The following is a 23,195-nucleotide window of genomic DNA, read 5'->3' as shown; positions in this document are numbered from 1 at the left end:
TAAATTAGATTTCTCGGAAGTTGTGTTCAATAGATAAGCGTTAATGTTGAGTTTTGGGTGTCAGATGCATTAAAGGGGCTTAGAGAAACGGTAAAACTGTTTATCTAACTATCAGATTTTTTTTATGGGTTTTGTGCAAACCCCTTGTACTTCAAATTTCTGACACCATAATAAACGACTGAGAAAAAATTTATTCATTTGACCAAGCAAGATTTAGAGAGTTTATCCATGTTGGCAAGTCTGATCGGAGGTATCTTCGGTACAAAAAATGAGCGTGAACTCAAACGCATGCGCAAAATTGTTGAGCAAATCAATGCGCTCGAGCCGACGATATCAGCTTTAAGCGATGCAGACTTATCTGCAAAAACTCCAGAATTCAAACAACGTTATAACAATGGCGAAAGTTTAGATAAGTTACTCCCAGAAGCGTTTGCGGTTTGTCGTGAGGCAGCAAAACGTGTAATGGGCATGCGTCATTATGATGTGCAATTGATTGGTGGTATTACTCTTCACGAAGGCAAAATTGCCGAAATGCGTACCGGTGAAGGTAAAACCCTTATGGGTACTTTGGCGTGTTACTTAAACGCATTAAGTGGCGAAGGCGTTCATGTGATTACTGTGAACGATTATTTGGCACAGCGTGACGCTGAGTTAAACCGTCCATTATTTGAGTTCTTAGGTTTAAGCATTGGTACAATTTATTCAATGCAAGAACCGTCAGAAAAAGCAGCGGCTTACCTTGCTGACATTACCTATGGTACCAACAACGAATTTGGTTTTGACTATTTACGTGACAACATGGTGTTTTCTTTAGCAGAAAAGAAACAACGTGGTTTGCACTATGCCATTATCGATGAAGTTGACTCAATCTTGATTGATGAGGCACGTACGCCATTAATTATTTCTGGTCAAAGTGAAGACTCTTCACACCTCTATACTGCAATCAATACGATTCCACCAAAATTACGTCCGCAAAAAGAAGAAAAAGTTGCTGATGGTGGCCATTTCTGGATTGATGAAAAGCAGCGTTCAGTTGAAATGACTGAAATCGGTTATGAAACTGTAGAACAAGAACTCATTCAAATGGGCTTATTGGCTGAAGGTGAAAGCTTATATTCAGCAACAAACCTAAACCTTGTTCACCATGTATCTGCCGCTATTCGTGCACATTTCTTATTCCAACGTGACGTTCATTATATTATTCATGATGGTGAAGTCATCATTGTTGATGAGCACACTGGTCGTACAATGCCGGGTCGTCGTTGGTCAGAAGGCTTGCACCAAGCAGTTGAAGCAAAAGAAGGTTTGGAAATTCAGCCTGAAAACCAGACTTTAGCAACGACTACATTCCAGAACTATTTCCGTCTTTATAAAAAGCTTTCAGGTATGACAGGTACTGCTGATACTGAAGCTGCGGAAATGAAAGAAATTTACGGTCTTGATGTTGTCATTATTCCGACTCACCGTCCAATGATTCGTAATGACCAAAACGATTTAATCTATTTAAACCGTAATGGCAAATATAATGCGATTATTCAAGAAATTATGAATATTCGCGAACAAGGTGTTGCACCGATTCTAATTGGTACTGCAACCATTGAAGCCAGTGAAATTCTATCTTCTAAGTTGATGCAAGCTGGTATTCACCATGAAGTGTTGAACGCTAAACAGCACGAGCGTGAAGCAGACATTATTGCTCAGGCGGGTAGCCCGAATGCAGTAACAATTGCAACCAACATGGCTGGTCGTGGTACAGATATTATCTTGGGTGGTAACTGGAAAGCGAAACTTGCCAAGCTTGAAAACCCGACAGCAGAAGATGAAGCACGTCTGAAAGCACAGTGGGAACAGGACCACGAAGATGTATTGCAAGCAGGTGGTTTGCACATTATTGGTTCTGAACGCCATGAATCACGCCGTATTGACAACCAGTTACGTGGTCGTGCGGGTCGTCAAGGTGACCCTGGTGTTTCTCGTTTCTATTTATCTCTTGAAGATGACCTCATGCGTATTTTCGCAGGTGACCGTGTTGTTGCCATGATGCGTGCAATGGGCTTACAAGAAAATGAAGCGATTGAACACAAAATGGTAAGTCGTTCTATCGAAAATGCTCAGCGTAAAGTTGAAGCACGTAACTTCGATATTCGTAAGAACTTATTGAAATACGATGACGTGAATAATGAACAACGTAAGATCATTTATTCACAACGTGATGAAGTGTTAGCTGAAAATACTTTACAAGATTACGTCGAAGAAATGCATCGTGAAGTCATGCAAGCCATGATTGCCAACTTTATTCCACCTGAGTCAATTCATGACCAATGGGATATTGAAGGTTTGGAAAATGCTTTACGTATTGATTTAGGTATTGAGCTTCCAGTTCAAGAATGGTTAGAACAAGATCGTCGTCTTGATGAAGAAGGTCTGGTTGAGCGTATTAGTGACGAAGTGCTTGAACGTTATCGTCAACGCCGTGCGCAAATGGGTGATGAGTCAGCAGCAATGCTTGAACGTCATTTCGTTCTAAACTCTCTTGATCGCCACTGGAAAGATCATTTGGCTGCAATGGATTATTTGCGTCAAGGTATCCACTTACGTGGCTATGCGCAAAAGAACCCAGAACAGGAATACAAAAAAGAAGCATTTAACTTGTTTGTGAATATGTTAGGCGTCATTAAAACTGATGTTGTGACTGATTTGTCTCGTGTACATATTCCAACACCAGAAGAACTTGCAGAAATGGAAGCTCAACAGCAGCAGCAAGCTGAGTCGATGAAGCTTTCTTTTGAACATGATGATGTGGATGGCTTAACAGGTGCAGTGACTGCGTCTCAAGAAACACTCAATGAGTCGGCTGATGAACAACAAATGTTCCCAGTACCAGAAAGCCGTAATGCACCATGTCCATGTGGTTCTGGTTTAAAATATAAGCAGTGTCACGGCAAAATTTAATTTGCTTGATAAAAAAGCAGAACAATTGTTCTGCTTTTTTTATGTTTGTAGTAAGCCTGTGAATAATGTTTGCAGTTTTAAGTATTAAATGCTATTTACTTCTCATCCAGAGTGTATGTTGGAAAGACAATGAAAAAAGTATTACAACCTTTATTTTTAACTGTTCTTGCTGTACCAAGTTTTGTTTTCGCAGCAGAAACAGCTTCAGCCCCTCAAACCACAACGGTTGATAAGGTTCTTGCCGCAAAAGGCCCAACTTCGGCTCAGGCTGTAGTGAAACAAGAGAATACGACGGTAATTAGCCCTCGTACAGGTATTCGTTATACATTGGGTAATACAGGTAATCGCCCAATCATTTTACAAACTGCTGCGATTGCTCCAGCAAACTCTGCAAACATTAATCGTATTGTGGCAACTAACCCAGCTTTATCTGCAAAAAGCCAAGAAAAAGCAAAAATTGCTTTAATTGGTGAAGCAGCAGTTGCGGGTGCAGCAGCTGTAGCAGCAAGTAATGTAACGGCTCCAGCACCAACAAACAGTGTTGCGCCAGCAAACCCTGCTTCAATGAATTAATTTTCATATATAAAAAAAGCCGGTCAATTTTGAACCGGCTTTTTTTATATGAGGATGTTTGAAAATAGTTAAATCTGATTATTCACATCTACGTTCTTTGTTTCACGTATTAATAAAAATGCGACTAATGATAAAAGTGATGCCGCTGTCAGATAATAACCAACTGCATATAAACCATAAGTTTCAGCAAGTTTTGTGGCAATCAGTGGGGCAAACGATGCACCAAAAATACCAGCCAAGTTAAAGGTTAATGCTGAACCTGTATAACGAACTGAAGTTGGGAAAATCTCTGAAAGAACTGTACCAATCGGGCCATAGGTCAAACCCATAATTGATAGGCCAGTACATAAGAAAAGAAAGACGATGAGCGTATTTCCAGACTCTAACATGCTAGAGAAGAATAATCCGAAGATCGCAGCAGCGATACATACGCCAACTGATGTTGCTTTACGTCCAAATTTTTCTGCAAAAATAGCAGATAAAGGAATGAAAGCTGCAAAACAAAGTGTCGCAAAAAGTTGAAGTTCTAAAAACTCACCACGCGCATAACCCAGTTTCGTCGTTCCCCAGTTAAGTGCAAACACTGTAGTCAGATAAAACACAACGAAGGTACAGATTGCGGCAATCGTGCCAAGAATAAGTTTACCTGTGTGTTTGGTAACGACTTCTTTAAATGGAATATTAACTTCTTTTTGTTTATCTAGAACTTTTTGGAAAGCTGGAGTTTCATGGAGTTTTAAACGGATATATAAACCCACAATGACCAAAATTGCACTCGCAATAAATGGAATACGCCAGCCCCATTGCATGAATGCTTGTTCAGGAATAGCCGCACTTAAAAGTAAGAATGATCCCGTTGCTAAAATAAAACCAATAGGCGCGCCAAGCTGTGGGAACATGCCATACCATGCACGCTTACCTTCTGGTGCATTTTCGGTTGCAAGTAATACAGCGCCACTCCATTCACCCCCTAGACCTAAGCCTTGTCCTAGACGGCAGGCTGCTAATAATAATGGAGCCACAATCCCGATTTGAGCATAAGTCGGAAGTAAGCCAATACATACCGTTGATATACCCATAGTCAGCAAAGCTGCTACTAGTGTTGCTTTACGGCCAATTCGATCGCCTAAGTGACCAAATAGTGCTGCACCAATAGGACGGGCAATAAAGGCAATTGCGAATGTTGCGAGTGATTGTAAAACGGCAGCACTGCCACTGCTGGCAGGGAAAAATAGGTGAGGAAAAATAATCACGGCAGCAGTTGCATAGATGTAAAAGTCGAAGAACTCAATGGTTGTACCGACTAAGCTTGCAAATAAAACTCGTGTTTTCGAATTGGTGGCTACTACAGGAGCAGCTGTCGCAGAGGTTGACTCCATATAAGTCCTTATATAAGTTAAAATTTATTTTTAGTTTACTATTCTCTTTAAAGGCATATTTTTCTCAAAAGAATAGTGTGAAAGAACATCATCCATGACTCTTTCAGGATCACTGAATATGAGTGAAAAATGGATTAAACAACGTACCAATAGATTGCAAGAAAGTGTGCACCTGCACCTAAAAGTACAAAAATATGCCATATCGCATGGGTATATCTTACCTTTTTTAACGCGTAAAACAATGCTCCAACAGTGTAAGCTAAACCTCCAGTAATCAATAACATCAAAGCGTCTTTACTTAAATAGGTACGCATATCATCCATTACAAAAACGGCAAGCCACCCCATAAGAACATAAGCAAGTAATGAAATTTTCTGAAAACGGTGAATAAAAACTAACTTGAAAAGTGTACCAATTGCAGCAATGCTCCAGAGTGCAATAAGTAAAACATGTGCTTTTTGTGTGGGTATCGCAATGCTTAAGAATGGGGTATATGTACCGGCAATTAAATAATAAATAGCGGTGTGGTCGAGTTTTTTATACCAGTAACGTAAGTTTTGGGTCTGCGCAAAATGATACAGAGTCGAGCTGGTAAAAACGAGAATCAGACTAAATGAGTATACCCATAAACCGATCCACTGCCCGGTGGAAAGATAAGATCCTTTCATAATTAAAAGGATAGCGGCAACCACGGCCATAACAACGCCAGCACCATGGCTGTAGGCATTAAAAAGTTCTTCTTTAGGATCGTAAGTTTCTAACACCGATTTGCTCATAAGTTTATTTTTTGATTAAAAATACAAATGTATAGAAATACAAAACAGTCGTAAAGTTATTTTATTTTTAATCCTATACCCTTTAAACTTTCAGTTTATATGAGTCACCATTCTTTAGGTATATCTGTGTCGGTTTTCTCCTTTGAGCAAGAACAGCAATTCTTTCATGAAATCAAACAAATGCTTGATGAGCAGAGTTTTGAGCGTTTGATTTTGAGCCAATATAAAGGAGAGTTGGCACAGCTAGAAAAAATCACTTTCCGCATTGTAGAGTTAAATGGGAAAAAGCAGCTTTCAGCTTTATATCATTATGCTACTCAAGATGTGACCAAAAACTATACCTTTGAAGAGGGTTTGGAACAGATTGCAACGTTGATTGTTCAATGTAAACAAGCAAATTTATTTTCAACTCTTCAAGAAATTCAGCTTAAAAAAAATAAGAAAAAAGCCATGCTTAATATGGGTAAAAAGCAAAGTATGAATACAGCTCCAACTGTACAAGCGCATGATCGTGAGAAACAGCGTTATGTACAGCAGAGTAGTGCATTTTTAAAAGAGCTTGGCATTACCGATGAGAAAGCTCAAATCATTCCAAGTATGGCTCGTAAATGGAAGCAGATTAATAAATTTATCGAAATTTTTGCGAGTGCGTATGAACAAATTGATGCAGAGCAAAAAGAGTTACGCATTGTCGATTTTGGTTCAGGAAAAGGCTATTTAACTTTTGCTTTGTATGATTATTTACAGGAACAACAAAAGATTCCTTTAATTACGGGTGTAGAGCTGCGCCGTAACTTAGTGGAGTTCTGCCAGAATGTGGCAGACAAAGTGCATTTTAATCATTTGGACTTTTTTGAAGGTGATGTACGTAGTTATCAGCCAGAAAAGCTGGACGTTATGATTGCTTTGCATGCGTGTGATATTGCGACTGATTTTGCCATTCATACCGGAATTCGTTTGAACGCTTCAATGATTATGTGCGCGCCATGCTGTCACAAAGAATTACGCCCGCAATTACATAGTCCTGAAGTTCTACAACCAATGCTACAGTTTGGTATTCATGCTGGGCAACAAGCTGAGATGTTGACCGATACTTTGCGTGCGTTACTTTTAAAAGCATATGGTTATGAAACCAAAGTTTTTGAGTTTGTATCGCTTGAACATACCAGCAAAAATAAAATGATTTTGGCAACAAAACGCAAAGACGTTTCTCAAGCTGATGCGAAGATTATGGCTCAAATCCAAGCATTGAAAGAAATGTACGGGATTAAAAAACAGACCTTAGAATTGTTGTTACAAGATCAGTTGCCAATCGAAAATATTGGCTGCAAATGCTAGGAAGGTGAGTGGATGTATGAAGTTATAGTGGGTGGTTGGGAACAGTTTGAGAAAGACGCGAAATACATCCGTGAGCAAGTCTTTATTCAAGAGCAAGGCATTGCATCCGAAGATGAATGGGATGATTTTGATGCCACTGCTGTGCACTTTATGGTGTATGACAAAGAGCAGCCTATTGCTACAGCACGTTTGTTACCGCAGCATAGTGTAGGGCGTGTTGCTGTTTTAATGCCTTATCGAAAGCAGGGTATAGGTAAAATTTTAATGCAGCATATTATTGACTATGCGCGTAACCAAAAACTGCCTTATTTAAAGCTTTCTGCACAAACTTATGTGACGGCTTTTTACGAAGCTTTAGGTTTTAAAGTGCAGGGTGAGGTTTACGAAGATTGTGGTATTCCCCATATCGATATGACTTTAGCATTAAGTTGAGATTCCTTTTTAGAAATCTCAACTTTGAATTACTTCATCGCATTCCAGTTTTCGATAGCTTGTAAACCAGTCTCTAAACCAACTTCATAACTATAACGAAGCTTTTTCGGATTTGTGGTTAAGCGGCCAGCCATATTTTTAAGAGGCGGTGGACACACTTCTAAAATTTGCTGGTCTGGGTTACTGCTACGAACAAAATCTACCGAAGCGTTATAGCGGGCACAGCGATTACGCAAACTACTTGCAAAACCATAGTGGTGTTTAAACGCATATTTTGCGAGGAATTGATCACCTCGGCTACTGGCTTTAAAGTAATTTTTCGGGCGAGTACGTAAAACTAATAGTTTTTTAACGCCACTTTGCTGAGCCGTCCAGCGAACGGGTAGGGCATCTGCAACGCCGCCATCAAAGTATGGTTCACCCATAATATCGACGGGATGACGTGTTAAAACCGGAATTGAGCTAGAAGCACGCAGTGCATTTAACAGATTATCTTTACCAGCACGAAGATACTCAGCATGGCCTGTTTTAGCATGCGTCAACACCATATAAAAATCTGGATTTTTGGCAAAAAGGCTCTGTTGATCAAGAGGATGTTCTTTTTCACCAATTTCCCACATCCATTTTAAATCAAGTAAATCGCCACCTTTAAAGAAGCGCTTATAATCGATAAATTCAGGACGGAGGGAATGATCAATATAAAATGTTAAAGTTCGGCCTTGCTGACCTGCCAAGTAATTAGCCACATTGGTTGAACCAGAAGATACACCAACGTATAAGTCAAAAGGATTGAACTGCTGTTGTAGAAAAGCATCAAGTACACCACTGGTAAAGGCACCACGCATGCCTCCACCTTCTACAACCAGTGCATTGCGGGAAAAATCTGTCATTTGAAAAATATCTGATTACTGATGTGAATGCTGATGTTCTTGCATGTCCATTCCAGGCATGTTGTCATGCTGACTTTGTTGATCTGTCGATTTTTCAGCTTTTTGTTGCATTTCGTGCTGTTGAGCTTTGCGCTGAGCACCTGGCATATAGTCAGGTTCATTACTCATTGCTAAATAGAAAAAGCCAAGGAAAATCGCACTTAAAACACCAACGATCAGAACAAATTTCCAGCCTAAAACTGCTGATTCGGAAGAATTTTTATCGGACATAAGGATTTCTCGAATGTGCTGTAGAAGCACAAAAATGAAGTCTATTTATAGCATATTTAGGCTGTAGGCAGAAATCTTAAAGGGCATAAAGAACATAAAGAAAAACCCATATAAATAAAATATATTTATATGGGTAAGGTTTATGCAGTTTTTAAATATTCATTACGTCTAAGTTATTGAATATTTTGCTTCTGCTCAGCTTTGGTTTTTAGTAATGCTGGTGGTGTGAATCTCTCACCATATTTGGTAGCTAACTCTTCGGCGCGTTTTTCTGCTTTCTCAATACCATATTGATTGAGGAATTGAATCGCTCCACCAGTCCAAGGGGCATAACCAATTCCAAAAATAGAACCGACATTGGCATCAATAACCGATTCCAATACACCTTCTTCGTAACAACGTAAGGTATCTAAGGCTTGTACAAACAAAATACGATCAATTATATCTTGCTCGGAAATATCGTGATCTTTCTCCCAGCGGTTTAAGCCTTCCCATAGGTGTTTTTTACCATTTTCAGGATAGTCATAGAAACCTGCGCCAGCAGCTTTACCTTTACGGTTTAATTCATGAATCATGGTATGAATCACTTCATCTACTGGTGTTTTCGGTAGCTCTTTGCCTTCGGCTTGTAAAGCTTTACGTGCTTCGCTAGCAACATGCTCGGTTAAAGTTAAAGACACTTCATCTTGAATCGCAAGTGGTCCCACAGGCATGCCAGCTTTCAGTGCTGCCATTTCAATACGTGCTGGGTGGACGCCTTCGGCAAGCAAGCGCATACCTTCTTGAATGAATGTACCAAATACACGACTGGTAAAGAAGCCACGGCTATCATTAACAACTATCGGTGTTTTTCCAATTTGCTGTACGAAATCGTAGGCTTTAGCAAGTGTCTCTGCGGAGGTATTTTTACCTTTGATAATTTCAACCAACTGCATTTTGTCGACAGGGCTAAAGAAATGCAGACCAATAAACGCTTTATCATCTTTACTTGCTTGAGCTAAGCCTGTAATTGGCAGGGTCGATGTATTCGATGCCATTACGCCATTAGATGCTAAATATTGCTCGGCTTCTTGAGTGACTTTCGCTTTGAGTTCTTGATTTTCAAATACCGCTTCAATAATTAAATCACAGCCTTGAAGGTCTTCAGCTGAAGCTGTAGCTGTAATGAGCGACAAAACTTGATCACGTTTTTCTGCCGTCATGCGGCCTTGTGAAACACGCTTGTCTAGCAATTTCTGAGAATATGCTTTGCCTTTCTCAGCATTTTCAACAGATACATCTTTAAGTACAACTGGAATGCCTTTAATGGCTGTTGAATATGCAATACCAGCACCCATCATGCCAGCACCCAATACACCAACTTTAGTGGCTTGCCATTTTGCAACGTCAGCAGGGCGGCTTGCACCAGACTTAATTGCATTTAGGCCATGCCAGAAAGTGCCGATCATATTTTTAGAAATTTGGCCTGTTGTAAGTTGAGTAAAGTAGCGAGACTCAATACGCAGTGCAGTATCGACATCAACTTGAGCACCTTCAACTGCGGCAGCCATAATTGCTTCAGGAGCAGGGTAGCAGCCTTTGGTTTTGTCTTTTAACATGGCTGGTGCAATTGCAAGAACTTGTGCAACTGCTGGAGTTTTTGGATCACCACCCGGAATTTTATAACCTTTCACATCAAAAGGTTGCTGAGATTTCGGATTTGCCTTTACCCAAACAATTGCTTTATCTAAAAGCTCTTGTTCATTTTCAGCTGTGTCATGAATTAAACCTAAAGATTTGGCTTTATCGACACCGAACTGTTTGCCTTCCATTAAAAATGGGAACGCATTTTGAAGGCCAAGCAGACGTACCATACGTACAATTCCACCGCCGCCCGGTAATAAACCTAAAGTAACTTCTGGTAGGCCAAATTTGCTTTTCGGGTCATTGATTGCAATACGGTGATGGCAACTTAATGCAATTTCCCATCCACCGCCCAGTGCTGTGCCATTTAATGCTGCAACGACTGGAATTCCTAGTGTTTCAATTGTGCGTAAATGACCTTTTAGCTTTTCAACCATATTGAAAAACTCAGTTGCATGTTCAGGCTGAACTTGAATTAGTTCATCTAGATCACCGCCTGCAAAGAAAGTTTTTTTAGCTGAGCGGAAAATAACACCTGAAAGTTCTGTTTCTGCTTTGAGTTTTTGTGTGACTTCATCGAGTGAGTCACGGAACTCGGCATTCATGGTGTTTGCAGATTGTCCAGTTGAATCAAGCGTTAAAATGACAATATTGTCGGCATTTTTTTCGTATTGAATTGCACTCATTTTTTATATCCCTAAATTTTTATACGCGTTCAATAATGGTGGCAATACCCATCCCACCACCAACACAGAGCGTCGCTAAACCGCGCTTTTTATCTTGTCGTTCAAGCTCATCAAGTAGTGTGCCTAAAATCATGGCACCTGTTGCTCCTAACGGATGGCCTAAAGCAATCGCACCGCCATTTACATTGACTTTTTCAGCAGGAACGTTGAGCTCATTAATAAAACGCATAACAACTGCCGCGAATGCTTCATTGACTTCAAATAGGTCAATATCATCAATCGTAAGGCCAGCTTTTTCTAAAGCTTTACGTGCAGCAGGCGCAGGGCCAGTCAGCATAATGGTTGGGTCAGTACCGACTAATGCAGTCGCCAAAACTTTAGCGCGTGGTTTTAAATTTTGTTCTTTGACTGCTTTTTCTGAGGCCAATAAAACGACAGCAGCTCCATCGACAATGCCTGATGAGTTACCTGCGTGATGAACATGATTGATTTTTTGTGCTTCCGGATATTTTTGTAAAGCAACAGCATCAAAGCCCATTTGCCCCATCATTTCAAAACTTGGATTGAGCTTTGCGAGACCTTCTAGTGTGGTATTGCCTTTAATAAATTCATCTTTCTCTAAGATCACCACACCTGCGTGATCTTTGACCGGCACAACTGATTGGTCGAAATAACCATTTGCTTGAGCTGCCGCTGCTTTTTGTTGTGACTTCACTGCAAAGTTATCGACATCTTCACGGCTATAGCCATCTAAGGTTGCAATCAGGTCGGCCCCGATACCTTGTGGAACAAATGATGACTTAAGATTTGTTTCTGGGTCTAAAGCCCACGGTCCGCCATCAGAACCCATTGGAATGCGTGACATTGATTCAACGCCACCAGCAACGACCAAATCTTCCCAACCCGAACGAACTTTCATTGCTGCCATGTTGACTGCTTCTAAACCTGAAGCACAAAAACGGTTGATTTGAACTCCAGCGACATCATCATTCCAACCTGCGGCAATTGCTGCTGTTTTGGCAATGTCCCCACCTTGATCGCCAATTGGTGTTACGCAGCCCAGAACAATATCATCTACTTTAGATGTATCAAGCTGATGGCGTTGTTGTAATTCATTTAATAGGGTGGTGAGTAATGTGATTGGTTTTACTTCGTAAAGAGAGCCGTCTTTTTTTCCTTTTCCGCGTGGTGTGCGAATGGCATCAATAATATAAGCCTCGCTCATAATAGTTCCTTTTTTATTGCTTAAAATTTATTTGTGTTTTGAGTGTACTGGTTTTAATAGCGAGTGCAATGACGATAAGCGCACCAGTCAGGTGATGATTTTTGCCAATAGAGATACAAAAAAGCCCAAGTTGAACTTGGGCTAAATGTGAAACTAAAGAGATTTAAGAATTAGTGGTAACCGTGTAGCTGACGATATAAACCTGGAGTTACACCAGTCCACTTTTTAAATGCACGGTGGAAGGTACTAGTTTCGCTAAAGCCTACTTGTTGAGCAACATCTTCAAGTGTTAATTCAGGGTTGAGCAACAAGTGAATTGCAGCATCTCGACGTAAAGCGTCTTTTACGCCTTGGTAGCTTTTACCTTCAGCAGCTAAGCGGCGACGTAAGGTTTGTGGAGATAAATACAGCATTGATGCAACGTCGTTAAGCGTTGGCATTTCTTCACCAATTTGACTCTTAAGTACGTCACGAATACGAGAAGTCAATGAGTTGGTGTTTTTGAATTTTACTAAAAGCTGAGCAGGCGCTGCTTTTAGGAACTCTTCAAGCGTTTTTTCATCTTGGCGGATTGGTAAGTCAAGATAATCAGCTGCAAAAGTTATTTCGGTGCGAGGTGCATCAAACTGCATGACTGGTGCAAAGAATAATGCATCATATTCATCTGCATGAGCAGGACGCGGATAGCTAAAATGAACACGTTCTAACGGTAAACGACGTTCAATAAGCCACGAAGCCAAACCGTGCCAAATCATGAGCATACTTTCAGTAATGAAATGATCTGGATCTAATGTTTTTGGAATAAGAGGAACCAAACGCGCTTCGTGTTTGTCACGCTCTAGTGTTACCGACCATTCATCACCAAATAACTTATAAAATTGAGATGAAAGTTCGAGGGCTTGTCCCAAAGTTTTTGCATGAATAATCAACTGACACATAATGGCAAAAGTGCCCAAACGACGCGGCTGTACATCAAATCCGACGTGTTCGTCTTGGGTGACCATCCATAGCATTTTTATAAAACGGGTATATTGTTCTGGTGAGATTCGAGCTTTAGGTTGACGTAATAGTTCCGCTTCGATACCCACATGTGAAAGTAACGTCTCGACATCCATGCCAAGGCGTTTTACGCCTGTCAAAGCCGCATTCACGAAGTGGATGCTAATCGTATCGCGACTCATATTGAATCCTTCAGTCTCTTTGATGTTCACTTTAAATTGACCTAAATGACCGTCTAAAAAAATAAATTGGCGATTTACAACAGTGTAAAAGCACTTTTTACATGTTAAATTGCCGAAATGATCAAGGTAAATGGCTGAACATGACATTGTTTTAGAATATTTGCTTAACTAATATAAAAGAAAATTCGAATAATAGTGGTTAAAAATACGATGACGACAGCATTAAACGGACTTAAAGTTCTCGATTTCTCGACGCTCTTACCTGGACCTTTTGCCACAATGTACTTAGCCGATATGGGAGCAGAAGTCATCCATATCGAATCTCCATCACGTCCAGATCTCATCCGGATTATGCCGCCCTATGCCAATGGACAAGCAACTGCACATAGTTATCTAAATCGAAATAAACAGTCGATTGTTCTCGACTTAAAAGATGCTGCGAGTATAGATCTGATAAAAGCCAAGATTTCCGAGTTTGATATTGTCATAGAACAGTTTCGGCCAGATGTTATGCGCCGTTTAGGATTGGACTATGCAACGCTTGCAGAAATTAATCCGCGTTTAATTTATTGTTCAATTACTGGTTATGGACAAACTGGAAACTATAAAGATCGAGCAGGACACGACATTAACTATTTAGCTTTAGCGGGTATTGCTGGATATAGTGGCCGACAAGATAGTGGTCCACCACCGCTTGGCATTCAGGTCGCCGATATTGCAGGCGGATCATTACATGCAGTTATTGCTATTTTGGCTGCGGTCGTCGAACGCAGTCGTAGTGGTATGGGACAATATATTGATATTTCCATGACCGACTGTGTGGCGAGTTTAAATAGCATGGCAGCATCAGCTACGCTTGCAGCACAAGTTGAACAGGCACCAGAGAAGGGTATGCTCAATGGCGGTATTTTTTATGATTATTATATGACTCAAGATGGTCGTTATCTTTCTATTGGTAGTCTTGAGCCACAATTTATGGTTGGGTTGTCTGCTGCATTAGATTTACCCGTGCTGTTACAGAAAGGCGCGTCATTAGATATTCAAGATCGACAAGAAGTGAAGCAAGCTATTCAAGAAAAAATTAAAGCCAAAACATTTAAAGAATGGCATGAAATTTTTGCAAATCTCGATGTTTGTGTAGAACCCGTATTGAGTTTAAGTGAGGCTTTAAATTCACCGTTAGCACAACAACGTGGATGGATTGTGGATGTTCCTTTGCAAAATAATACGGCTGATACAGAACCGCAGATTGCATGTCCAATAAAGTTTTCACGTTCACAAATGCGATATTCCTTTGTAGGTCAAAAGCTTGGCGAGGGACAGTGGTAATGTCTTGGGGCTATTTCTTATACAGTGTGTATTAAGATTATTATCTGATTAATCAATTGATTAACATTTTGAATAATTTCTTTACATAAAATTAGCGTAACCTTTATAAACAAAGACATAAAAGGTACGTAAACATGAAAACGCATAAATCTTTGATGGTTTCCTGTTTATCCGTTTTATCAATTACTCTTTTTGTTCAGCATGCACAAGCTGCTGCTGCATTTGACCCAAATAGTTCTTGGATGTTGGGTGATTGGAACGGGCAACGCACAGCGTTGCAAGCACAAGGTTATGATTTTTCTTTTGGATATACCGGTGAATATGCCGGTATTTTAGATTCAAAGAATACATCTTCGCATGGTAGTGCTTATACAGGGCAACTCGCTTTAGGTTCGCATTTGGACCTGGGTAAAATTTTAGGGTGGCAAGATACAGAAGCTCAAATCACATTAACTTATCGTGATGGGCAATCGCTTTCTGAACATTCTCCAGCTTTAGCTGGACACATTAGTTCCGCACAAGAAGTGTGGGGGCGTGAGCAAACTTGGCGTTTAACAGACTTGTGGATTAAGAAAAAATTCCTTGATCAGAAGTTAGACGTTAAAGTCGGTCGTTTTGGTGAAGGTGAAGACTTTAATAGTTTTGACTGTGATTTCCAGAACTTGGCGCTTTGTGGTTCACAAGTGGGTAACTGGGTTGGTGACCAATGGTATAACTGGCCAGTTAGCCAATGGGCAATGCGTGTTAAATATAATGTGCAGCCTGATTTATATACACAAATTGGTGTATATGAATATAACCCAGAGAACTTGGAACGAGGCAAAGGTTTTAACCTAAGCACAGATGGTTCTCACGGTGCAATTATTCCAGCAGAAGTAGTTTGGTCACCTAAATTAGGTGCGCAAAGCATGGCTGGTGAATACCGTCTAGGTTATTACTATAGCACTGCTGATGCAGAGGAAATTACTAATCCAACCAAAACATCTCATAAGCAAGGTGTTTGGGTAACTGCAAAACAAAAATTATTCCAGCCAGCTGATCAAACTGATCGTGGTTTAACAGGTTTTGTGAACCTGACTTTCCATGACTCAGATACCAACAAAGTCGACAACATGCAAAATGTAGGCTTGGTCTATAAAGGTTTGCTCAATCAACGTCCTCAAGATGAGTTGGCACTTGGCGTTGCTCGTATTCATATCAATGATGACTGGAGCGATATTCAAGCCAAAGAATATGACACTGAATACAATACCGAGCTTTACTACGGTATTCATGCCACTAACTGGCTAACTATTCGTCCAAATGTGCAATATGTTCGTCATGTTGGTGCATTAAAAAATGGTGATAACACTTGGGTAGGCGGTATTAAATTCTCAACCGTATTCTAAGTAATTATTCCGAAAAACGGATTGTCGAGGGCTAAATCATTGATTGAAGTATCCAGACCTTCCGTTTTTTTCTTTATGCCTGAATTTTGTTTTAGATGTATTGGTGATGCCATTTCTCTATAAGGTTTTTGGCACATCTTTCCGATAAAAATGATGATTGATAAGAGGTGGTTTATGAATCAACCTTCTTCAAGATCAGGTTTAACGACTTTTACCGTAATCATTATTGGGTTATTGGCGTTATTCCTGCTAATTGGAGGTATTTGGCTCGCTACACTAGGCGGTTCAATTTACTACATTGTAGCTGGAGTCTTGCTTCTCATTGTTACATGGCAACTCTACAAGCGCGCTTCAACTGCTTTGTGGGTGTATGCCGCATTAATGCTAGGTACCATTATCTGGAGTGTCTGGGAAGTTGGAACAGACTTTTGGGCGCTTGCACCACGTTTAGATATTTTAGGTATTCTTGGTTTATGGTTATTGGTTCCGGCTGTGACTCGTGGAATCAACAACCTTGGATCAAGTAAAGTTGCCTTATCTTCAACTTTAGCGATTGCAATCGTGTTGATGGTTTATTCTATCTTCAACGATCCGCAAGAAATTAATGGTGAGATCAAAACACCTCAACCAGAAACTGCTCAAGCCGTTCCTGGTGTAGCAGAGAGTGATTGGCCTGCTTATGGTCGTACTCAAGCTGGTGAGCGTTATTCTCCACTCAAACAGATTAATGACCAAAATGTCAAAGATTTGAAAGTGGCTTGGACATTACGTACTGGTGATTTCAAAACAGATAATGATTCGGGTGAAACAACCAATCAGGTTACGCCAATTAAAATTGGTAATAACATGTTTATCTGTACGGCTCATCAGCAGTTAATTGCGATTGATCCAGCGACTGGTAAAGAAAAATGGCGTTTTGATCCGAAGCTTAAGACGGATAAATCGTTCCAGCATTTAACTTGTCGTGGTGTAATGTACTACGATGCAAACAATACAACTGAGTTTGCAACGAGTCTTCAAAGCAAGAAATCTAGCTCTACACAATGTCCACGTAAGGTATTTGTACCAGTCAACGATGGACGTTTAGTTGCTGTGAATGCTGACACTGGTAAAGCATGTACTGACTTTGGTGAAAATGGTGAAGTGAATTTACAAAAATTCATGCCATATGCTTATCCAGGTGGGTATAACCCAACATCTCCTGGTGTTGTGACAGGTTCGACTGTCGTAATTGCAGGTTCTGTAACAGACAACTATTCAAGTAAAGAGCCATCAGGTGTAATTCGTGGCTACGATGTTAACACTGGTAAGCTTCTTTGGGCATTCGACACGGGTGCAGCAGATCCAAATGCAATGCCAGGCGAAGGTACTACCTTTGTTCATAACTCGCCAAATGCTTGGGCACCTTTAGCATATGATGCCAAACTTGATATCGTTTATGTTCCAACAGGTGTAGGTACTCCAGATATCTGGGGTGGTGACCGTACTGAGTTGAAAGAACGTTATGCGAACTCAATGTTAGCGATTAATGCTTCAACTGGTAAATTGATATGGAACTTCCAGACAACCCATCACGATTTATGGGATATGGACGTACCATCTCAACCATCTTTGGCAGATATTAAAGACAAAACAGGTAAAACTGTTCCGGCAATCTATGTATTGACTAAAACAGGTAATGCCTTTGTTCTTGACCGTCGTAATGGTCAGCCAATTGTTCCTGTAACTGAAAAACCAGTTCCACAAACAGTTAAGCGCGGACCACAAACTAAAGGCGAGCATTATTCAAAAACTCAGCCATTCTCTGACTTGAACTTAGCGCCACAAGACAAATTGACTGATAAAGACATGTGGGGTGCCACAATGCTTGATCAGCTCATGTGTCGTGTATCTTTCAAACGTCTAAATTACGATGGTATTTATACACCACCATCTGAAAACGGTACTTTAGTTTTCCCTGGTAACTTAGGTGTGTTTGAATGGGGCGGCATGTCGGTTAACCCTGACCGTCAAGTTGCTGTAATGAACCCGATTGGTCTGCCATTCGTAAGCCGTTTAATTCCTGCTGATCCAAACCGTGCAGAAACTGCAAAAGGTGCGGGAACTGAGCAGGGTGTACAACCAATGTATGGTGTACCTTATGGTGTCGAAATCAGCGCATTCTTATCTCCGCTTGGTTTACCTTGTAAACAACCAGCTTGGGGTTATGTTGCTGGCGTAGATTTGAAAACGCATCAGGTTGTATGGAAAAAACGTATTGGTACTATCCGTGATAGCTTGCCAAAACTGTTCCAATTACCAGCTGTGAAAATTGGTGTTCCTGGTTTAGGTGGTTCAATTTCTACCGCAGGTAATGTCATGTTTGTTGGTGCAACTCAAGATAACTACATCCGTGCTTTTAACGTTACGAATGGTAAGAAACTTTGGGAAGCGCGTTTACCAGCAGGTGGACAAGCAACACCAATGACTTATGAAATCAATGGTAAGCAATATGTTGTAATCATGGCCGGTGGTCATGGTTCATTTGGTACAAAAATGGGCGACTATTTAGTGGCTTATGCATTGCCAGATAACAAATAAACTTTTGCTATAAAAAAAGCCCAGATTGATCTGGGCTTTTTTTATGTCGATTTATATAAGCTTATCAATAAAATCGTTATTAAATATGCAAAAAAAGCATTTTATTGATGAATAAAAGCTCGCTATGCTATCCGCCTTAATAATGAATCTACTAGCCATACGCCATGTATTTATATACCGATTTCGACCAGCAGCTGGTTAATGAACGAGTTGCTCAGTTCCGCGATCAGACTGAACGCTATTTAGCTGGCAAACTTTCTGAAGATGAATATCGTCCATTACGTTTGCAAAATGGTTTATATGTGCAACGTTATGCGCCTATGCTGCGTATTGCCGTGCCGTATGGCTTAATGAATTCTAAACAATTACGTAAAGTTGCTGAAGTTTCAACAAAGTATGACCGTGGCTATGCCCACGTATCTACACGTCAAAATATCCAGTTGAACTGGCCTGCACTTGAAGATGTGCCAGATATTTTGGCAGAACTTGCAACTGTACAAATGCATGCCATTCAAACCAGTGGTAACTGTATTCGTAACACAACAACTGACCAATATGCAGGTGTGGTTGCTGGTGAAATTGCAGACCCACGTCCAACATGTGAATTGATTCGTCAGTGGAGTACGTTCCACCCTGAATTTGCATTCTTACCACGTAAGTTCAAAATCGCAGTTTCTGCACTTGAAGAAAAAGACCGTGCAGCAACTGCATTCCACGATATTGGTGTTTATATCGTGCGTAATGAAGCGGGTGAAATCGGCTATAAAATTATGGCTGGTGGTGGTTTAGGCCGTACTCCAATTATTGGTAGCGTTATTCGTGAGTTTTTACCACGTGAAGATTTAATTGCTTACTTAGAAGCGGTTTTACGTGTTTATAACTTGCATGGCCGTCGTGACAATAAATACAAAGCGCGTATTAAAATTCTAGTTAAAGCATTAACACCTGAAGTATTTGCTCAGAAAGTTGAAGCTGAATTTGAACATACACGTGAAGCATTGAAAATTCAGCCAGAAATCTTGAAAAAACTGGATGAAGAGTTCACTCCGTTTGATTATCAAGATTTAGCAGATGAAGACTTTACCGCTTTGTTTGCTGAGCATCCAAAATTCAAGCAATGGTTCAATATCAACACGCATGCACATAAAGTGAAGGGCTATCGTATAGTTACGATTTCTCTAAAACGTGCAGGTATCGCACCGGGCGATATGACCACTGAAGAAATGAACTTTATTGCAGATCTTGCAGATAAATATACATTCGGTGAACTTCGTACCACTCACGAACAAAACATTGCTTTGGCAGATGTACCTCAAAAAGATTTGTTCGATGTATGGCAAGCGCTTGAACAACAAAATATGGCACGTGCACATATTGGCTTTATTACCGATATTATTAGTTGCCCAGGTGGTGATTTCTGTTCACTTGCAAATGCGAAATCAATTCCTATTGCTGAAGCGATTACACGTCGTTTTGATGACTTAGACAAAGTTTATGATCTTGGCCATTTAGATCTAAATATTTCTGGTTGTATGAATGCTTGTGGTCACCACCATGTAGGTAACATCGGTATTTTAGGTGTAGATAAAAAAGGCGCTGAGTTCTACCAAATTACATTAGGTGGTAATTCAGACCATGATGCATCGATCGGTGACATCTTAGGGCCATCATTTGCAGCAGATGCTGTGCCAGACGTTATTGAAGAAGTATTAAATACTTATCTTGATTTGCGTACAGAAGGTGAGCGTTTTGTTGACACATATCGCCGTGTAGGAATTCAACCATTTAAGGAGCGTGCATATGCTTAATACAGCTCTACCTGTGCTTTATAAAGACGGCACGATTACAGACAATACTTATCAAATCATTGCTGAAGATGGTGTAGTTCCTCAGGGTGACGTTGTGGTAACAACAGCTCAACTAGACCAATTAGCTAACGTTCAAGGCAAAAAAGCTTTGTATGTAACTGTAAATGATTCACCTGAAGACCATACATTTCCATTAAATGAACTTGATGCAATCTTCATTGAGTTTGCAGGTTTTGGTGATGGTCGTGGTTATTCGTTTGCTGCGCTATTACGTCGCCAAGGTTTCCAAGGTGAATTACGTGCAACAGGTGATGTATTTAAAGATGTCCTAAACTACTTAAAGCGTTCTGGTTTTGATAGCTTTGTCGTAAAAGAAGGCAAAGACGTGCAAGAAGCTGCGGCAGGTTTGCAAGATTTTACCAACCCGTATCAGGCTTCAACCGCTGTACCACAAGCAAGTTATCAAACTGGCGCTTAAATAGTTTTTAAATATAAAGGCTGAACTCAGGTTCAGCTTTTTTTATGAATAATTTTTAAATGACTCAACTGAAGAACAACAATGTTAGGTTTAATTTCAAAAATAAATCCTGGTGCTTGGTGGCTACTTTTTGCTATTGCGACAGATGTGCTCTCAACATTTTATTCGGCTAAAGGCAATGGATTAGTTAATAAAACTGCTCAGGCGATTGCACTGATTTTATATATTGTGTCTTTTGCATGTGCTGCTATTGCTTTGAAATATATGCAGGCGGGAATTTTATATGTATTGTGGTCCGGAGTGGGGGTATTGGCGACTGCCTTTCTAGCAAAGGTTTTTCTTGGGCAGAATATTGATGTGGCTGGATGGATAGGGATAAGTTTTATTACAGTTGGTTTAATGATTATTGCGAAATATTCTAATATTAATGTTTAAAACCCTTATAGAAATAATAAGTATCTCTATAAGGGCTAGATATTAAAAATATTATGTATCAAGCTGGCAGTTAACCATCCACTTTATGCCAAATTGATCGGTAAATGCACCGTACAATGCGCCCCAGAAAGTTTTTTCTAACGGCATTTCGATTTGACCATTTACAGATAGAGCATCAAACAGCTGTTTCGCTTTTTCTTGCTCGTCTTTTTCAAGGTTGATTGCGATGTAATGATTATTGCCTTTAGTAAATACACTATTTGGCGTGCAGAATTGATCGATAGTGTCTGATGCCATGAGTACTGTGTATTCATTAATCGGTAAAGAAACATGCAGCACTAAATTTTTTTCGGCTTCCGATAATGTGACACCCTCGTTAGGTGGCATATCGCTATAACGGCTCAGCATAGCAAATTCACCACCAAAGACCGATTTATAAAAATTAAAGGCTTGCTCTGCCTGACCTTGGAAATTGAGATAGTGATTGAGTTGCATTTTTATTGTCCATTGTTGTTTTCGTTTAAAGGAATAAGTTAAAACTTAAAAGTGATTTTGTGGGTCTTTTTTTGTAAATTTTCCATAAAAAATCCCACCGAAGTGGGATTTTTAAATAGGGAAATTAAATTAAATTAAATAAGTTCAATGGCAACAGCTGTTGCTTCACCGCCACCAATACAAAGTGCAGCAATACCTTTTTTACCGCCAGTACGTTTCAGTGCATGAATAAGTGTAAGAATAATACGTGAACCTGTAGAACCTACTGGATGGCCAAGTGCACATGCACCACCGTGAATATTGACTTTCTCTGCATCAAGTTTGAAATCATCAATTGGGCACATAGTAACCATAGCAAATGCTTCATTAATTTCCCAAAGGTCAATGTCCTGAGCATTCCATCCAGCTTTTTTAAGTACTTTTTCAATAGCGCCAACAGGAGCGATGGTAAATTCTGAAGGGTGCTGAGAGTTTGAAGCTGTCGCGACAATTTTAGCAAGTGGTTGTAAGCCACGCTGCGCTGCAACTTCACTTGATGTTAACACCAGTGCAGAAGCACCGTCAGAAATAGAACTCGCATTTGCTGCTGTGATTGTTCCATCTTTTGCAAAGGCTGGTTTAAGCGAAGGAATCTTATCAATTTTTGCGTTTAAAGGTTGTTCATCTCGGTCAACAATGACATCACCTTTACGTGTAGACACGGTAACTGGAACGATTTCATCTTTGAAATAACCTTCAGTAATTGCAGTTTGAGCACGTTTTAAAGAGCGGATTGCAAAGTCATCCATTTGCTCACGAGTATAGCCACGAGTATTTGCCATATCTTGAGCAAAAGAACCCATTAAACGACCGGTTTCAGCATCTTCAAGCCCATCAAAGAACATATGGTCTTTAATTTCGCCATGACCCATACGGTATCCGGCACGTGCTTTTGGTAAAACATAAGGTGCATTTGTCATAGACTCCATACCGCCAGCAACAACAACTTCAGCACTACCTGCTTTAATCATATCAGCGGCTTGCATAACAGCTTTCATGCCAGAACCACAAAGCTTGTTAATCGTTACTGCACCTGTAGAATCTGGTAAGCCAGCTTTACGCATCGCTTGACGTGCTGGACCTTGCTTTAGACCAGCAGGCAGTACACAGCCCATAATGACTTCTTCGACATCAGTAGGCTGCAAACCTGCTCGTGCGATTGCTTCTTTAATTGTTACTGCACCTAATTCTGGAGCAGTGAGACCAGATAGTGATCCTTGAAAACCACCCATAGCAGTACGAGCACCATTAACAATTACGATGTCAGTCATTGTTGTAATCTCCGATTGTTCTTTATCTCAAATTAAGAAAACATTAA

General features: G+C 40.2%; 19 protein-coding genes. 10 read left to right on the top strand and 9 right to left on the bottom strand.

Translation table 11 applies throughout. From position 1 onward, the window contains the following. The first annotated feature begins 228 nt into the window (after positions 1 to 228). Both secA and ACH63V_RS03705 read left to right on the top strand, forming a co-directional pair. Positions 229 to 2,952: a preprotein translocase subunit SecA gene (gene secA / locus ACH63V_RS03710; protein WP_396462780.1), complete on the top strand. Its 2,724-nt coding sequence runs from the start codon at positions 229 to 231 to the stop codon at positions 2,950 to 2,952. A 129-nt stretch (positions 2,953 to 3,081) separates the two neighbouring features. Then, a complete protein-coding gene (locus ACH63V_RS03705) occupies positions 3,082 to 3,525 on the top strand; it encodes a hypothetical protein (RefSeq protein ID WP_039246416.1) in 444 nt (147 codons plus the stop codon). Between the two features lie 68 nt (positions 3,526 to 3,593). On the opposite strand, the gene ACH63V_RS03700 is transcribed toward ACH63V_RS03705, so the two are convergent. Both ACH63V_RS03700 and ACH63V_RS03695 read right to left on the bottom strand, forming a co-directional pair. After that, positions 3,594 to 4,904, bottom strand: a complete 1,311-nt coding sequence (locus tag ACH63V_RS03700) for an MFS transporter (protein ID WP_263614549.1) — start codon at positions 4,902 to 4,904, stop codon at positions 3,594 to 3,596. 134 nt (positions 4,905 to 5,038) lie between these two features. Next, complete coding sequence (locus tag ACH63V_RS03695; protein WP_396462779.1) at positions 5,039 to 5,680, bottom strand: hemolysin III family protein; 642 nt, start codon at positions 5,678 to 5,680, stop codon at positions 5,039 to 5,041. Between the two features lie 126 nt (positions 5,681 to 5,806). Here ACH63V_RS03695 and ACH63V_RS03690 point away from each other — a divergent pair, with 126 nt between their 5' ends. Both ACH63V_RS03690 and ACH63V_RS03685 read left to right on the top strand, forming a co-directional pair. Further along, complete coding sequence (locus ACH63V_RS03690) at positions 5,807 to 7,018, top strand: class I SAM-dependent methyltransferase (RefSeq protein ID WP_396462778.1); 1,212 nt, start codon at positions 5,807 to 5,809, stop codon at positions 7,016 to 7,018. A gap of 12 nt (positions 7,019 to 7,030) precedes the next feature. After that, on the top strand, positions 7,031 to 7,450 hold the full coding sequence (locus tag ACH63V_RS03685; RefSeq protein WP_396462777.1) for a GNAT family N-acetyltransferase: 420 nt from the start codon (positions 7,031 to 7,033) through the stop codon (positions 7,448 to 7,450). Between the two features lie 29 nt (positions 7,451 to 7,479). Here the strand turns inward: ACH63V_RS03685 and ACH63V_RS03680 are convergent, their stop codons facing one another. The 5 genes from ACH63V_RS03680 to ACH63V_RS03660 form a co-directional block, all read right to left on the bottom strand. Next, on the bottom strand, positions 7,480 to 8,340 hold the full coding sequence (locus ACH63V_RS03680; RefSeq protein WP_396462776.1) for a patatin family protein: 861 nt from the start codon (positions 8,338 to 8,340) through the stop codon (positions 7,480 to 7,482). A gap of 15 nt (positions 8,341 to 8,355) precedes the next feature. Beyond that, complete coding sequence (locus tag ACH63V_RS03675; RefSeq protein ID WP_019457519.1) at positions 8,356 to 8,610, bottom strand: hypothetical protein; 255 nt, start codon at positions 8,608 to 8,610, stop codon at positions 8,356 to 8,358. Between the two features lie 173 nt (positions 8,611 to 8,783). Continuing rightward, positions 8,784 to 10,919 carry a 3-hydroxyacyl-CoA dehydrogenase NAD-binding domain-containing protein gene (locus ACH63V_RS03670; protein WP_396462775.1) on the bottom strand — a complete coding sequence of 712 codons (2,136 nt, stop codon included), beginning with the start codon at positions 10,917 to 10,919 and terminating at the stop codon, positions 8,784 to 8,786. 19 nt (positions 10,920 to 10,938) lie between these two features. After that, on the bottom strand, positions 10,939 to 12,144 hold the full coding sequence (locus ACH63V_RS03665; RefSeq protein ID WP_396462774.1) for an acetyl-CoA C-acetyltransferase: 1,206 nt from the start codon (positions 12,142 to 12,144) through the stop codon (positions 10,939 to 10,941). A gap of 170 nt (positions 12,145 to 12,314) precedes the next feature. Then, positions 12,315 to 13,325 carry an AraC family transcriptional regulator gene (locus ACH63V_RS03660; protein ID WP_002051267.1) on the bottom strand — a complete coding sequence of 337 codons (1,011 nt, stop codon included), beginning with the start codon at positions 13,323 to 13,325 and terminating at the stop codon, positions 12,315 to 12,317. A 210-nt stretch (positions 13,326 to 13,535) separates the two neighbouring features. Here ACH63V_RS03660 and ACH63V_RS03655 point away from each other — a divergent pair, with 210 nt between their 5' ends. The 6 genes from ACH63V_RS03655 to ACH63V_RS03630 all read left to right on the top strand — a co-directional run bounded on the left by ACH63V_RS03655 (position 13,536) and on the right by ACH63V_RS03630 (position 21,343). Next, the gene (locus ACH63V_RS03655; protein ID WP_396462773.1) at positions 13,536 to 14,654 is read left to right on the top strand and encodes a CaiB/BaiF CoA transferase family protein; all 1,119 of its coding nucleotides are present in this window, start codon (positions 13,536 to 13,538) and stop codon (positions 14,652 to 14,654) included. A 155-nt stretch (positions 14,655 to 14,809) separates the two neighbouring features. Then, positions 14,810 to 16,042: a carbohydrate porin gene (locus tag ACH63V_RS03650; protein WP_396462808.1), complete on the top strand. Its 1,233-nt coding sequence runs from the start codon at positions 14,810 to 14,812 to the stop codon at positions 16,040 to 16,042. A gap of 174 nt (positions 16,043 to 16,216) precedes the next feature. Beyond that, positions 16,217 to 18,622, top strand: coding sequence for a glucose/quinate/shikimate family membrane-bound PQQ-dependent dehydrogenase (locus ACH63V_RS03645; RefSeq protein WP_107972450.1), 2,406 nt, complete (start codon positions 16,217 to 16,219; stop codon positions 18,620 to 18,622). Positions 18,623 to 18,786: 164 nt separating this feature from the next. Further along, positions 18,787 to 20,430: a nitrite/sulfite reductase gene (locus ACH63V_RS03640; RefSeq protein WP_100191803.1), complete on the top strand. Its 1,644-nt coding sequence runs from the start codon at positions 18,787 to 18,789 to the stop codon at positions 20,428 to 20,430. Next, positions 20,423 to 20,908, top strand: coding sequence for a DUF934 domain-containing protein (locus tag ACH63V_RS03635; protein ID WP_311069871.1), 486 nt, complete (start codon positions 20,423 to 20,425; stop codon positions 20,906 to 20,908). Before ACH63V_RS03640 ends, ACH63V_RS03635 begins: the two co-directional genes overlap by 8 nt. Before the next feature lie 81 nt (positions 20,909 to 20,989). Continuing rightward, positions 20,990 to 21,343: a DMT family transporter gene (locus ACH63V_RS03630; RefSeq protein ID WP_396462772.1), complete on the top strand. Its 354-nt coding sequence runs from the start codon at positions 20,990 to 20,992 to the stop codon at positions 21,341 to 21,343. Between the two features lie 51 nt (positions 21,344 to 21,394). Here ACH63V_RS03630 and ACH63V_RS03625 read toward each other — a convergent pair whose 3' ends face one another. Both ACH63V_RS03625 and ACH63V_RS03620 read right to left on the bottom strand, forming a co-directional pair. Continuing rightward, on the bottom strand, positions 21,395 to 21,838 hold the full coding sequence (locus ACH63V_RS03625) for a VOC family protein (protein ID WP_240288015.1): 444 nt from the start codon (positions 21,836 to 21,838) through the stop codon (positions 21,395 to 21,397). Positions 21,839 to 21,972: 134 nt separating this feature from the next. Next, on the bottom strand, positions 21,973 to 23,148 hold the full coding sequence (locus ACH63V_RS03620; RefSeq protein WP_396462771.1) for a thiolase family protein: 1,176 nt from the start codon (positions 23,146 to 23,148) through the stop codon (positions 21,973 to 21,975). Positions 23,149 to 23,195 lie beyond the last annotated feature (47 nt).

The sequence above is a fragment of the Acinetobacter sp. ABJ-A23_2 genome (genome assembly GCF_044538765.1).
Lineage (GTDB): Bacteria > Pseudomonadota > Gammaproteobacteria > Pseudomonadales > Moraxellaceae > Acinetobacter > Acinetobacter nosocomialis_A.
The sequence above is the reverse complement of the archived record's forward strand: the minus strand, read 5'-3'. Positions and strand labels throughout refer to the sequence as shown.